The organism is Asticcacaulis solisilvae, from assembly GCF_052327315.1.
Classification (GTDB): domain Bacteria; phylum Pseudomonadota; class Alphaproteobacteria; order Caulobacterales; family Caulobacteraceae; genus Asticcacaulis; species Asticcacaulis solisilvae_B.
The window spans coordinates 365,871-379,086 of sequence record NZ_CP166197.1; the positions used below are offsets into that span (position 1 = coordinate 365,871).

General features: G+C 66.5%; 9 protein-coding genes and 1 pseudogene. All 10 read right to left on the bottom strand.

Translation table 11 applies throughout. From position 1 onward, the window contains the following. Positions 1 to 33: 33 nt before the first annotated feature. Positions 34 to 984 (bottom strand): annotated as a pseudogene (locus AB8717_RS20675) (aspartyl/asparaginyl beta-hydroxylase domain-containing protein); the annotation flags it as partial. A gap of 3 nt (positions 985 to 987) precedes the next feature. Further along, positions 988 to 2,904 (bottom strand): tetratricopeptide repeat-containing sulfotransferase family protein, encoded by a 1,917-nt coding sequence (locus AB8717_RS20680; RefSeq protein WP_443751414.1) that lies wholly within the window; start codon positions 2,902 to 2,904, stop codon positions 988 to 990. Beyond that, positions 2,901 to 3,521 carry an aspartyl/asparaginyl beta-hydroxylase domain-containing protein gene (locus AB8717_RS20685; protein WP_443750930.1) on the bottom strand — a complete coding sequence of 207 codons (621 nt, stop codon included), beginning with the start codon at positions 3,519 to 3,521 and terminating at the stop codon, positions 2,901 to 2,903. Before AB8717_RS20685 ends, AB8717_RS20680 begins: the two co-directional genes overlap by 4 nt. Next, on the bottom strand, positions 3,518 to 4,156 hold the full coding sequence (locus AB8717_RS20690; RefSeq protein WP_443750931.1) for a sulfotransferase family 2 domain-containing protein: 639 nt from the start codon (positions 4,154 to 4,156) through the stop codon (positions 3,518 to 3,520). The genes AB8717_RS20685 and AB8717_RS20690 overlap by 4 nt, the downstream gene beginning before the upstream one ends. Positions 4,157 to 4,240: 84 nt before the next feature. Further along, positions 4,241 to 7,063, bottom strand: coding sequence for a TonB-dependent receptor (locus tag AB8717_RS20695; protein ID WP_443750932.1), 2,823 nt, complete (start codon positions 7,061 to 7,063; stop codon positions 4,241 to 4,243). Positions 7,064 to 7,262: 199 nt separating this feature from the next. After that, on the bottom strand, positions 7,263 to 8,192 hold the full coding sequence (locus AB8717_RS20700) for a purple acid phosphatase family protein (RefSeq protein ID WP_443750933.1): 930 nt from the start codon (positions 8,190 to 8,192) through the stop codon (positions 7,263 to 7,265). A gap of 68 nt (positions 8,193 to 8,260) precedes the next feature. Further along, on the bottom strand, positions 8,261 to 9,883 hold the full coding sequence (locus tag AB8717_RS20705) for a TauD/TfdA family dioxygenase (RefSeq protein WP_443750934.1): 1,623 nt from the start codon (positions 9,881 to 9,883) through the stop codon (positions 8,261 to 8,263). Between the two features lies 1 nt (position 9,884). Further along, on the bottom strand, positions 9,885 to 11,195 hold the full coding sequence (locus tag AB8717_RS20710) for a DUF5690 family protein (RefSeq protein WP_443750935.1): 1,311 nt from the start codon (positions 11,193 to 11,195) through the stop codon (positions 9,885 to 9,887). A 3-nt stretch (positions 11,196 to 11,198) separates the two neighbouring features. Then, positions 11,199 to 12,029 carry a phosphonoacetaldehyde hydrolase gene (gene phnX, locus AB8717_RS20715; protein ID WP_443750936.1) on the bottom strand — a complete coding sequence of 277 codons (831 nt, stop codon included), beginning with the start codon at positions 12,027 to 12,029 and terminating at the stop codon, positions 11,199 to 11,201. Next, a complete protein-coding gene (locus tag AB8717_RS20720; RefSeq protein ID WP_443750937.1) occupies positions 12,013 to 13,155 on the bottom strand; it encodes a TIGR03364 family FAD-dependent oxidoreductase in 1,143 nt (380 codons plus the stop codon). Before AB8717_RS20720 ends, phnX begins: the two co-directional genes overlap by 17 nt. Positions 13,156 to 13,216 lie beyond the last annotated feature (61 nt).

Consider the following 13,216-nt stretch of genomic DNA (forward strand, 5'->3'; position numbering starts at 1 on the left):
CGGGCGCTCGCGGAGGGCGGGCCGGCGCGCGGGCGGAGGGACAGCGTCGTCCGCGACAAGATGCTGGAGTACGCGCTTGCCCAGCACCAGCAACGCCCCGGCCTGGTTGGTGCGCATGACCACCCCCTCGGCCAGCGGCTTGGCGGCCTCGTGCACGGCGCCGGCCAGGCCGGTGAATTCCGCCCGCCCCTGCCCGTCCGTGCCATGCAGCGCGCACAGCTGGCGCCAGTCGAACACGAAGTTTTCCAGCAGCGTGCCGAACTGTTCGGCGCGCGCCCTGGCCTCGGGGCTGTCGGCCGTGACCGTCAGTTCCGCCCGCAGGTCGTCGACCAGCAGCTGCACTTCGGCGGCGGGCATGACCGGCGTGCGCCGGTTGCCTTCGGTCAGCAGCTCCGGACCGGCGCCGGGGTTGAAGGTCACCGTCCGCCAGCGTTCGCGCGGCGGTTTCCGCGCCGTGGCGAACTGCCAGAAGGCCGCCGTGCCGGTCGTGTCAGCCACCAGGTGGACGCGGGCGGTATCGGCCCTGTTCTCGACGCGATGGCGGCGCCAGTTGTCGAAGATCCAGGCCTCGCCCTCGGCCATGTGCACGGCCTGCCCGTCGCAGTGAAAGATCACCTCGGGCCGCGTGAAGACGGGGATGTGCAACCGCACGCGCGTGTGCCAGTGGTAGTTGATGTCGGCGTGTTCGGGAACGTCCGCGCCGGGCGCCAGGCGCATCAGCCGCGAGCGGCCCCACACCACCCCGAACCCGGCCAGGACATAGCGCAGATAGGGCATGGTCTCGAGCCAGCGCGTCGGCAGCATCTGGCCGTGGACGGCATCGGTCTCGGCGCCGTCGACACTGATCAGGCGCGCCGCGCTGTTGCCGGGCACCTGGTCGGGGTGCGCGACCCAGGCTTCGTCCGGCAGGGCCGAAACCTCGGCCTGGAGGCGTTCGACGTCGAACAGCACCGGAAGCTGGAAGAAGGGTTGCGACAGCCGCATCGCTCAGTCCCTGTAGCCGGTCACGGCGTCGCCGAGCGCATCGCGCAGGGGCTCGAGCCATGGCGCATAATGCCGCCACTGCGTCAGGCCCTCGCGGCCGATGGGCTGGCGCACCTGTTCGGAACTGGGCGTGCGGATACTGCGCCGGGTCCTGTGAAAGGCCAGGCAGGCCGGCTCGAACGGCAGCCCGCAATGGGCCAGCATTCGGCGTACGCTGCCTTCGATGTCCTCGACCACGTCTTCGTACGCCATCGTCAGCACGCGCCCCGGCAGCACGCCGTTCCAGTGCCGCATCACGCCGAGATAGGTTCGGTAGTACCGCGCGATCACGTCGACACCATAGGTGAATTCCTGGTTTGTGGTGCCGAACAGCTGCTTGAGATTGCTGAAACAGCAGGCCATGGGTTCGCGCCGTACATCGATGATCGCCGCCCGGGGCAGTATCAGCTGGATCAAGCCGATATGCCAGAAATTATTCGGCATTTTATCGATGAAGAACGGCCGGCCCAGCCGGCGGTAGGTCTCGGTCTCGCGCAGGAACCGTTCGCCCAGCGCCCGCGCCTCGGCCTTGGTCAGGCGCAAAATGGCTTCGGGATGCAGCGGCAGGCCGCAATCCGGATCGCGGCCGCCGAGCTCGACGGCGTACCGTCCGATCTCGGTCAGTTCCTGCGTGCCTTCGACCGCGGAATGCGAGGCCAGGATCTGTTCGATCAGGGTCGAGCCCGAGCGCGGCAGGCCCAGGACGAAGACGGGCGCGGCAGTGTCGGCGCCCCAGCCCTCGCGCCCGGCAAAAAATCCGGCGCTAAAGACGGACTTCAGCCGCTCGGCGCAGGCCTCCGCTGCGTCGGGATTGAAACGGCTGGACCGGGCGCGCGCCGCATTGCCGTGCTCATAATGCCGCCACGAGGCTTCGTAATCGCCCTGGTCCTCCAGCGCCTTGCCGAGCGCGTACGATAGATAGACCCCGTCCATGTCCTGGAGACCGGCTGCTTCCGCCGCGGCCTGCATGCGCGTGACGTCGTCGCCGCTGAAGCGATAGGTCTTGAGATTGGCCAGGCTGAACCAGGCGACGCCGTAGTCCGGCCGCGCCGCCAATGACGCGCGGTAGTCGGCGATGGCTTCGTCCTGCCGGCCCGTAATCTTGAGCGCATTGGCCCGCCACAGGCGCAGGTCGGCCACGTCCGGGCCGGTGTCAGGCTGGCCCGCCAGCAGACGGGCATAGATGTCGATCACCGGCTCATGGTCGCCCAGCCCGACGCAGGCGGCGGCATACTGCTTGAGATAGTCCCGGTTGTCCGGGTCGTGCTTGAGAAGGGTCTCGGCCTGCTCCCGCGCCAACAGATGCTTTTGTTGCTGCAACAGGGCCATGGCGTAGTCGAGGCGGGCGGCATGGTAGTCGGGCGCCTGGGTCAGGACGGCGCTGAGGAGCGTTTCGGCCTCGGCGGGCGCGCCGCTGTCGCTGCGGATCCGCGCCAGCAGGCGAAGCGCGCCGACATTGCCTGCGTCCTTGCGCAGATAGTCGCGCAGAATGGTCTCGGCCGGCGCCAGATCGCCATCGGCCTGGAGGCTGTTGGCCACCACCACTTCGGGGGGGAGCTGCTTCAGCATGGCCAGGTGCCTTTCCGCCGCGCCCGCCCGGCCTGCGTCGCCCAGCATGCGGTAAAGCTGTTCCAGCATGTCCCAGCTGGCCGGGAGGGTCGGATTAAGGCGCACCGCCTCATGCAGCGCGTCCAGCGCTGCCGGCGCATTGCCCAGCATGATATGGCAGTGGCCGCGCTCCTGGTGGAGGCGGCTGAAGCGCGGAAACCGCACCTGCATTTTTGCCAGCGTGGCCAGCGCTTCGGGCACGCAGCCTGCCGCGCGCAGGTCCCGGGCCTGCTGCAACAAGGCGTCGCGATCCGATAAGCCGGACAAGGTCATCGCGCCTGGCTTAGCCGCAGGAACGGCTCCAGCCAGTCGGGATCCGGCTGGTCGGCGTCATAATATTCGAAGATCAGATGGATACGCGCGGCGTCGCCGTTGTTGCACACCCAGTGCGGCCCGAGATTGTTGACCTCGACCGCGTCGCCTGCCGGAAAATGGTGTTCGTCGCCGCCGAAGAAGGACACCACGCCGGGATTGGTCGTCAACGGCACGTGGATCTTGTGCGGCCATTTGGCGGCCGGACCGGCGTCGACATGCGGATGGATCACTCCGCCCGGCGGCATCCTGGCCAACATCACGCGCGGAAAGACGCCGCGCGCATAGCCGTAGCCGCGGACGGCCTGGGCCAGGACCGGCTCCAGCACGGCGCGCCACTGCACCCAGGACGGGCGGTCGTGCGACCGGCGCCAGTCATTCGTGCTTTCGATAAAGCGGAAGACGATATGGCGGGTTTCATCGAGCACGTCGAACCGGTTGGGTTTGCCGGCGTTCTCCGCGGCCCAGACCTCTTCCGGGATCGCCAGGACGGCCGATTGCAAAGCGGCTATATCGACGGGGCCGAGCCTGCGGACGGTCGTGGTCTTGCGCGGATTGGCGACAGGCGTGTCCGTCATTGCGCGCCCTCGAACGTATAGCCGAACAGGTCGAGATCGCGAGCATAACGCGCGGCGACGCCATCGATCAGGGCCTGGTCGTAATAGCGGCGATAATCGCTGCGGCGGCTGCCGTTGACCCGGGCGAGCGGGCTCGGCGCGATGCCGATATGGGCGCAGATCGCGTCGTAGGATGCCTGCATGTCTTCGACGCGGCCGATGCGGTCGGTCAGGAGCGTGGCGCCGTCGTCATCCACCAGCAGCGACGACTGCGGCTGGAACAGGATGTGCTGCTCCGGCGGCGCCCGGAACAGGAAATGGTACATGGCTTCGCGCGGTTGCTGCTGGAAGACCTCCCCGTCACGCAGCATGAAGGCGCAGTACGAGACGAAGCGGTCGAAGGGATTGCGCACGAAGGCGAACTTGAAATAGCCGCCGAAGGCTTCGTCGCCCAGATACGGCCGGACCTGCCGCAGCGACAGGTGGCCGTGGCGGATGGCGGCCAGGTCTTCCCACGGGAAGCGCCTGTTGACGAACAGGCCCACCTGCTCGGCATCGCCCTCGTCCAGGTGCGCGCGCAGGGCCTGGCGCACCGAATGGGTGCCGGTCTTGGGCACGGCGGCGAAGATGAAGCGGTGGCGGTGGGAAACGATCATGCTTTACGGGCTGGCATGCTGCGAATACGGGAAAAGGCGCTTCCCCCGGAAAGGGGAAGCGCCCGGTCATACGATAGTTTTGTGTCAGAACTTGTAGCCGAGACCTATCATATAGGTCGTGCCGCTCTGGGTCTGGTTATAGAGGTATTCGTTCTGGCCCCAGAACTGGGTATCCTTCTGGTTGGTCAGGTTGATCGCGTCGAAGGTGACGCGCAGGCTCTTGGTGATGTTCCAGAAGGCGGCGGCGTCGACATAGGTCGAGGCGTCGTAGCCTTGCGTACCGGCGCTCATGACCGTGCTGCTATAGCCCGAGAACCACTTGCTGCGGTGGCTCATCGAAACACGAGCCCCCCACAGGGCGGTGTCGTAATACAGCGTGGCATTGTAGCTGGTCTTCGAGATGCCGGTGATCGACGGCGCGTCGACATAGGAATAGTTGGCCACCACGCCCAGATTGTCGAACGGCGCCGGCAGGAAGGTGAACTGGGTCTGCGCCGCCAGTTCGACGCCGCTCAGCCTGGTGTGGCCGGCGATATTGACCGGCATGGAGAAGCTGTGGACGATGGTGGTGTCCGTGGCGCCCGGTATCGTGCCCGACGGCACGCCCGTCTGGCTGAACGGAACGTCGGTCAGGGTTTCCGAACCGATGAAGTTCGTGATGTCCTTCTGGTAGACGCCGGCTGACAGCAGGCCGACCTTGCCGAAATAGTATTCGATGGCCAGGTCGAGCGTGTTGTCCTTGTACGGCTTCAGGTTCGGGTTGCCGCGCGACGCGCTGATATTGCAGTTGTTGGTCGGCGTCTTCGACAGGTCGCAGGTGTCGTTGCCCAGGAAGGCGGTGCCTTCCGCCGCCATCGAGCCTAGGCCCGGACGGTTCAGGTTCTGCGTGGCCGAGAAGCGCAGCAGCACATCCGGCGTCATTTCCAGTACCGTGTTGAGCGCCGGCAGGACGCCCGAATAGCTGCCCTTCACGTCGGTCGTGCCGAGATAGGCGTAGCTGTCGCCCTGGATCCAGCCGCTGCTTTCGGTATCGGTATGATAGCCGCGCAGGCCGATATTGCCGCGAAAGCGGTGGCCCATCAGTTCGCTGTCCCAGTCCGCCTGGACGTAGTCGGAGACGGTCGCTTCCTTGACCTTGTAGACGTTCTCGATGTCCTGGATGGTGCCGCCGGTGCCGTCGGACTTGGGCGCAAGGCGGTGATATTCGTTGAACTTGGCAAAGCCCTCGGCGTAGTCGCCGATCAGCCACGAACCGAAGCTGTTGGTGAATACGTCGGTGACGCCGGTGACGGGCTTGCCGCGCATTTCGCCGTTGGTGCCGTTGACGCCGCCGTCATAGAAGAAGTTGGCGCCGTCCTGCGAGAACTTGTGATAGGCCGCGCCGGCGCGGAAGGTCCACACGGTGTTCGCCTTGAAGGTCAGGTTCACCAGGCCTTCCTGCAGGGTCGAACCGTTGTGGAAGGCGCGGTAATAGAAGTCGTCGAGCGCGTAGATCGACGGATCGGTCAGGTTGGTGTTGGGATACGAGAAGCTGGCCGACTGGCCGTTCGTTCCGTAGTCCGCGACCAGGTTGCCCTTGGCGCGCATGTAGAACTTGTCGTCGTACGGGGTTTCGTAGGTCGACTTTTCGTAGCCGATGTGGCCGTCGATCGTCAGGCGGTCGGACAGGTCCCACTTGCCGGTCAGCACGGCCTGGTCGAACTTGTTCTTGTTGAGCTCGCGGCGGTGTTCGCTGCCGAAGGTGACGTTGCTGGCGTCGGTGCGGGTGACGTAGCCGCTGCTGTCGACGGTGAAGTCGTTGAGGACGGTGCCCGTCTGGAACTGGGCCGGCCAGACGCCGCCGGCCGCGGTGTCGAGCGTCGTCGAGCCCAGGCCCTCGATCGGGCGGGTGGCCAGGTGCAGCTCATCGCGGTGCGTGGTGAACTGGCTGTGCAGCACATCCAGCGTCAGCAGCAGGTTTTCGGTCGGACGCCATTGCGCCGCGCCGGTCAGGCCCAGGCGTTCCATGCGCGCATCCCAGGACGAAATGCGGTTGCCGTCGGCGAAATAGAGGTCGCCCTTCAGGAACCGCGCCTGCTTGTCGGCACTGAGGTGCGAGATGTCGAGGCCGGCCGCGACCAGGTCGTAGGCGTCGCCGGTCGGATGCGCCGGATCGGAATAGTCGGTCGCGCCGAGATGGCTGTAATTATAGGTGTTGTGGCCCTGCTCCGTCGTCTGGCGCTTGGCGTAGGCGACCGAGAAGGCGACGCCGAACCTGTTGTCCCAGTTGTAGCTGTACAGGGCGGCGATGCGCGGCTGCGTGTCCTTGGTGTACTGGTTGGTGCCGGCCTTGACCGAGACCGCGCCCTTGGCGCCCGTGCCGTAGTCGAACGGCTTGCCGGTGAACAGGCCGACCGTGCCGGCCATGCCGCCTTCGTTCTGCGCCGCCTGGAAGGTCTTTTCGACCTCGACCTTCGAGAACAGTTCCGAGGCGAAGATGTTGAAGTCGAAGGCGCGGTCGCGCGAACGCTGGCCGCGGCTGTCCTGCGCCGAGTCGACATTGCCCAGCACTTCCATGCCGTTCAGCTGCACGCGGGCGAAGTCGGGGCCGAGACCGCGAAGGCTGATGCGGCGGCCTTCGCCGGCTTCACGGGTGATCTGCACGCCCGGCAGGCGTTGCAGCGATTCCGCCAGGTTCAGTTCCGGGAACTTGGCCATGTCTTCAGCGACGATGGCGTCCTTTTCGATCACCGAGTCCCGCTTGATCTTGCGCGCCTTGGCCAGCGAGCCGCGGTAGCCGGTGACGACGACGGCTTCGCCATCGCCCTTGTCGGCCTGCGGCTGGGCCTGGGTGTCGGTTTGCGCGAACGAGGGCGCGGCGAGAAAGAAAAGCGCGCCTGCAGCCGCACCAGTCATGAGCATTTTCATAAAATCTCTCCGTGGAATAACAGCGTGCGGGCGATCGCAAATCTACGGGAATGCCCCCCGCTGCCCGGTCACGGGCGAGACGGTTAACGTTTGTTTGTGACAGATGTGTATTGGACGGCCATATTTTGTTGGATTTTATGGCATTCAAATATGATTTTGTGGGATTTGTGTGGATTTGTCACACCGGCTCCGGCGCGCCTCAGACGGCGCCGAGCGCGCCGCTATAGAGGCTCGTGCCATCGTGGCCGCGGAATTCCAGACTCAACAGGCCGTCGCGCAGGGCGATGACGGAAAAGCCCGGGCGCGCGGTGCAGAACCGCGTGCCGGAAATCGGGTTGACCGGCCGGACTTCCGAGCCGGCGCCGGTGCAGACAAAGTCTATCCCGTCGCGGACGATATGCTCCAGGTCGTGGTCGTGGCCGTTGATATAGGCGGTCACGCCGTGCCGCTTCAGCACCGGCAGGAGGTGCGCGATCAGGTCGGGCGTATCGCCGTGCGTGCTGCCGCCGGAAAACAGGGTGTGATGCCCGAAGACCAGCTTGAAACGGGCATGTGAGGCGGCCAGGCGCCGGTCGAGCCAGGCCAGTTGCGCGGCCCCGTCCTCAGTTCTGACATTGACGGCCATGGGGCGGTCGCCTTCGGCGTTTTCAGCGATCAGCGGCGAGGTGTCGAGAATGAACAGGCCGATCTGTCCGCCGGCGATATCCGGCACTTCGAAATAGCGCGCCGGCATGGTCCAGCGCGCGCTGTGCGCCGTATAGTCGACCTGCGCCTGGGGAACGCCGCCATAGTCGTGATTGCCCAGCGCCGCGTACCACGGCAGCTTTTGCAGTCGGGGACCGGTGTAGACGTCCTCGAACGAGGTGCGCCACTTGGGATCGGTGACCGATTGCACGCCGTCTTCGTAGAAGTTGTCACCAACGGCGACCACGAAGCGGCAGTCGAATTCGCCCGCCGCCCGTTCCATCTGTCCGGCGACATCGCGCTGGTGGCTCAGGCCATCGCGGCCCCAGTCGCCGATGACGAGGAAGGACAGGTGCGCCGGGGACTCGGCCATGGCGTGCGGCGCCAGCGCCTCACCGGCCGCCGCCGCGGCTCCGCCCAGGACCTGTCTGCGACTTGGCGTCAATTCGCCGCCCTCTCCATGTGCCCGGGAGATTGGTATATACCAGGATGGCGGCCCGGTGTTTTAATTTTTTATGTCAGGAGAGCGTGACGGACGAGCAGCGCCTTCAGCAGCGGCCGATAGTCCGCGAACCCGGTCGCCGGGGCGCGCAAGGCCTTGCCGTCATCGTCGAGGATGCGCAATTCGAGCGAAAGGTCGAAATCCGCCCGGGCCTCGAAGGCGTGGCACTCCGCTTCGGTCATCGGGCCGCCCTGTCGATGCAGGGTCTCAATGGAGGCGGCGGATAGCCGGGCCAGATAATCCGGCCGCGCAGCCACCAGATAACGCTTGGCGTCGACATGGTTGCGGATCAGACCGGCCACGCCCTCCCCCAGCATTGGCGACAGATAGTCTGCGCCAGCCGTTTCGTGCGCGCCGTCCATCCCCCAGCCGATATCGTGCAGCAGGGCGGCGGCGGCCAGTTCGGGGCCTTTGCGGCGCGCGACGGCGCCTTCCGCCGCCTGCAGCATGTGGTCGCGGATACTGATCGCTTCGCCGTAGGCCTGCGACAGGCGGTCGTCAGCGAACAAGGCTTCGAGCGCATCGAGATCGCGGCTGGCCTTGGCCTCGGTCAGCCGCCGCAGGGTCGAATGGACGCCGTCCATGTCGGCATAGGCGCCTTGCAGGTGGCGGACCGCCACGCCGTCCGGCGTAAATGCGGTCCGTCCGTGCAGAACGCGGCGATTGTCCATCAGGACCATGTCGCCTGGCTTGAGGTCGAAGGCCAGGCAGGTTTCGGGCGCCGACAGCCGCTCGGACAAGCGCGCAAACGCTGAGCGCCAGGCGGTGTTCTGGTCATCGTCGCGGGCCAGGGCTTTTTGCATCGAGCGCGGATTGTAGCGGATACGCTCCAGTGCGCCGTCAGCGTTCAGGGCGAGAACAGGGGCGACGGCTTCGAGGCGGGTCGTGCCGTCGGCCCAGGCAAAGCGCACCGGTACGCGGCGCAAAAGATCGAAGTCCGCCGGGGCGTCGCGCCGCAAGGCTTCGGTCACCGCCAGGCCGTCGACCAGCAGGCTGCGCCCGCCCTCGCCCGCCGTGCTCAGGCAATGCAGGATCTGCACATCGGGCGGCGACAGGCGGTACGGATTGTCGGTATGCGCCGCCAGCGCCAGGGCCGTATCGGCCAGATTGGCGGCATCGACCTTGGTCCGGACATCGAAGATGCGGCCGTAATTGGTTTCGCGAAGGCAGCCGAAGGCCGGGGCCAGGGTTTCAATCTCGCCTGGTATCGCCGGTGCGCCGCTCAGGCGGACGAAGCCGCGGGCCGCCAGTTGCAGCAAGGCCAGGCGGCGGATGTCGTCGTCTTCCAGAAAACGGCGATAGTCGTGGACCGGAAAACCGCCGGCTTCGGCGGCGGTCCACGGCTTTCGTGCGATCTGCCAGGCGTGCGGATCGCGAAAGGCCTGAAGGCGCTCGTGCGTCACGCCAAGCCGCTGCCCCGACGCCAGGGTCACGGCCCAGCCGTCCGGGGCCGCTTCGGCCGTCCGGATCGTATCGCCGGGCTGCCAGCCGGCGTCGGGCCGTCTCTGCCCCGACAGGGCGTCGCGGGCTTCAAGACTCAGATCGGCGAGTGTTTCGGCATCGAGACTGAAGCTTTCGCCATCGAGATCGACGAACCACAGGGCGGCCGGGCTGACATCCCGCAGGTGAAACATGTCAGGCCTTCAGCTTGCGCCAGAGGTAGACCATGGCATAGGCCAGGCAGGCCAGCCCGCCGATGCCGGTGACGATGCTGCTGATCATCAGGAACGACACCCACGGCATGTTGAGCGTGGTCAGGTTCTTCAGGAGAAGCAGGGCCACCGAGCCGGCATAACCGCTGGAATCGGCGACATAGATCAGGAAGCCGGCCGTGCCGACCCGGCCCGTGGCCGCCACCAGCCGGTCGAACAGCAGGCCGTTATACGGCGTATAGGCCAGATAAAGCCCCCCGCCCAGGCCGATCATCCAGCCGAGCGGACCGATGAGGTGCGCGCCATAGGCCAGCGACACGCCGGCCGTGATGATCAGGCCGATACCGATCAGCCCCAGATTGGCGATCAGGGCCGGACGGTTCTTCTGGAACAGGGCCAGCGTTGCCATGGCCAGCAGCACGACGATGCCGATCGGCAGGTCCGAGATGGCGAAGACAGCCGGCTCGTTGCCGAGGCCGACGCTCTGCCAGATTTCGGCGGCAAAGTTGTCGCGGAAATCGCGCAGGGCCGTCAGCAGGACATAAAGGACGATCAGCACGATCAGGCCCGGCGCATAATGCGCCAGCAGTTCGGCCCGCGCCTTGCCGTTCATCGGACCGCGCTCGACGCGGGCGGCGATGTCGGCGGCATTGGGCGGCGGCAGCTGGTTCAGCCCCCACAAACAGACCAGCAGCAAGGGCACGAACAGGCCGCCGACCATGGCGGGCATGGTGAATTCGGTGGCGTAATGGTTCAGCAACAGCCAGCGCCCGACCGACTGGACGACGCCGGTCGAGACGATGAAGCTGGCGCACAGGATCGAGCCCAGGACTTCCGAGGTCCGCCGGCCCTCGAGGAAGCCGAACACCAGGCCCCAGACCATGCCGAGCGGCAGGCCGTTGAGGAAGAGCAGTCCGATATTGTAGGGCGCCGGCACCACGGCGAACAGGCAGAGCGCGATTTCCGCGACGGCGATCAGCCCTATCAGCACCAGCGAGCGGAACCGGGCGGGAAGTTCGGACACCACCTTGATGCCGATGAATTTCGACAGGGCGTAGCCGCACACCTGGGCGATGACCAGGGCGACCTTGTAGTCGATGCCGACCCCGGCCACGTCGCTGAAGCTGGCGGCGGTGAAGGGTTTGCGGAAGGCGTACATGGAAAAGTAGACGCCGAACGCCATCAGCCCGCCGAACAGGGCCAGGAACGCCGGATGCCGGTCCAGCCAGCCGGAAAATCCCGAACCGGCCCGCGTCCGGCCCGCCATATCGCCGCCCTCGCCCATGATCAGCATGACTTAGTTCCCTTCGGGTTTCTCGCCGGCGGCCATGCGCGCCTCGATCTGGTCGAGCACGCCCGGCAGGTCGGCGACGGTGTCGATGACGTAGTGGGCGCCGGCCTTCGACAGGGCGTCGGCCGAGGCAGCGATGCGCGCCCGGCGCGTCTCTTCATCGAGCGCCTCGTATTCCGGCAGGGTCAGGCCGACCCCGTTGCCCGAGGCCGCCACGCCGACGGTCCAGCAGCCGGCGGACCGGCCCTCGCCGATCCCGACCTCGGCATCGTCGACCTTGACGCATGCACTGGCAGGATAGACGCCCAGCTCGACCAGCAGCTTCCACACCATCAGCGGGCTGGGGCGGCCTTCGGCCGTTTCGCCGGCGCAGACGACGGCGTCGGGCACATAGCCTTGCGCGGCGGCAGCGGCCAGGATCGGCACCATCATGGCGCGGGTGTAGCCGGTGTTCGATCCGACCTTGATCCCGCGCGCGCGGACATCGGCCAGTGTCGCTGCGGCTCCCGGTATCAGGTCGGTGTGGCGCGCGGCGGCCGCGATCATCAGCGGCCCGAGGGCCTCATAGATCCGGTCGATATCGGCCTCGGTCGACGGCTGCCCCTTGGCGGCCATCCAGTTGGCCGCGACTTCGGGATTGGTGAGCGCCGAAGCGACGTGGTCGCGCTTGGCGCGGCCCATGTCGCGGCGGGCCTGCGCCATGGTCAGGGCGACGCCTTCGGCGGAGAAGCCTTCGACCAGGGCTTCCACCGGGGCGCAGCTGCCGAAATCGATCATCGTTCCGGCCCAGTCGAAGACTATTCCCTTAAGCATCGGGGCCTTAATGGCTGTGGGCATGGGTCTCAACTCCCAGATCTGTCAGGGTTTTTTCGGCCAGGGCGAAGGCGGTCGAAGCGCCCGCGCCGCAGGTGACGACGACCAGGCGCACGTTCGGCGCCGGCGTCTCGATAAGGAACTGCCGGTCGGGCGCCACAGCGTAGGTGCCCGTCCAGCGCTCGCGGATGGCCGGCGCCTCGCCCAGGACGTGGGCATATTCGTCGAGGATCAGCCGGTCGACCGCCTCGTAACTGAACGGCGCCGCCGGATTGTCGTAGTCGTGGCTGTCGCCGACGACCAGCGAACCGTCCTGGCTTTGCACCACGATCAGGTGGACGCCTTCGCGCAGGTGCTGCGCCTGTTCGGCCGCGACGACCTGGCGCAGGGGTTCAGCCTCTGGCAGTTCGGCGTAGCCGAGATAGCGCAGCAGGCCGAGGTCCGACATCACCCCGCCCGGCAGGCGGAAGCCCGGATTTTCCAGCCGCAGCATCTGCAGTTTGCAGCGCTTCACACCGTGTTTTTGCAGGATGTCCTGGTAGAGGCCGGTGAGCGTGTCGCCGGGGCAGACAACGATCCGGCGGCCGTCCAGCCGGCCGCGCTGCGTCGCAACGTGGCCCTCTTCGACCGCAAGGACCTGGGTATCGAAAAAGAAATCGACCGAAAAAACCTCGGCCAGGACGCCGGCCAGCTTCGGCAGCACGTCGCGCGACTCGACGCGCAGGTCGTGCGGCGAATGCAGAACGGCGCGGACATCCGGCGTCAGGGGAAGGCCGGCTTCCGCCGGCGTCATGATGCGGCACCCCTCGCCCATCTCTGTCCGGAGAAAAGCGTCGAGGACGGCTTCCGACTCGGGGCGGCGGGCGCACATGAACAGGCCCTGGTGCAGGACGTCGAAGCCGAAACGCGCCGACAGCTCGCGCCAGACACCAGCCGTACGCCTGGCCATGGCGTAAAATTCGCCGCGCTGCTGGCCGGTCACGGTGATGAAGCCGAAATTGCGGATCGAGGCGCCGACGGCCTGCGCGTCACGCTCGACGACGCAGACCTTCAGGCCGCTGCGCGCCGCCAGACAGGCGTGGGCCAGGCCCACTATGCCGGCGCCGACAACGACGAGATCATAGGATTTGGAAGACAGTTTATCGGTCATGGGATCAAAAAGGCGATGGGAGCCGCCCGCGGACAGGCGGCTCCCGGAGGTCAGGAGGCTG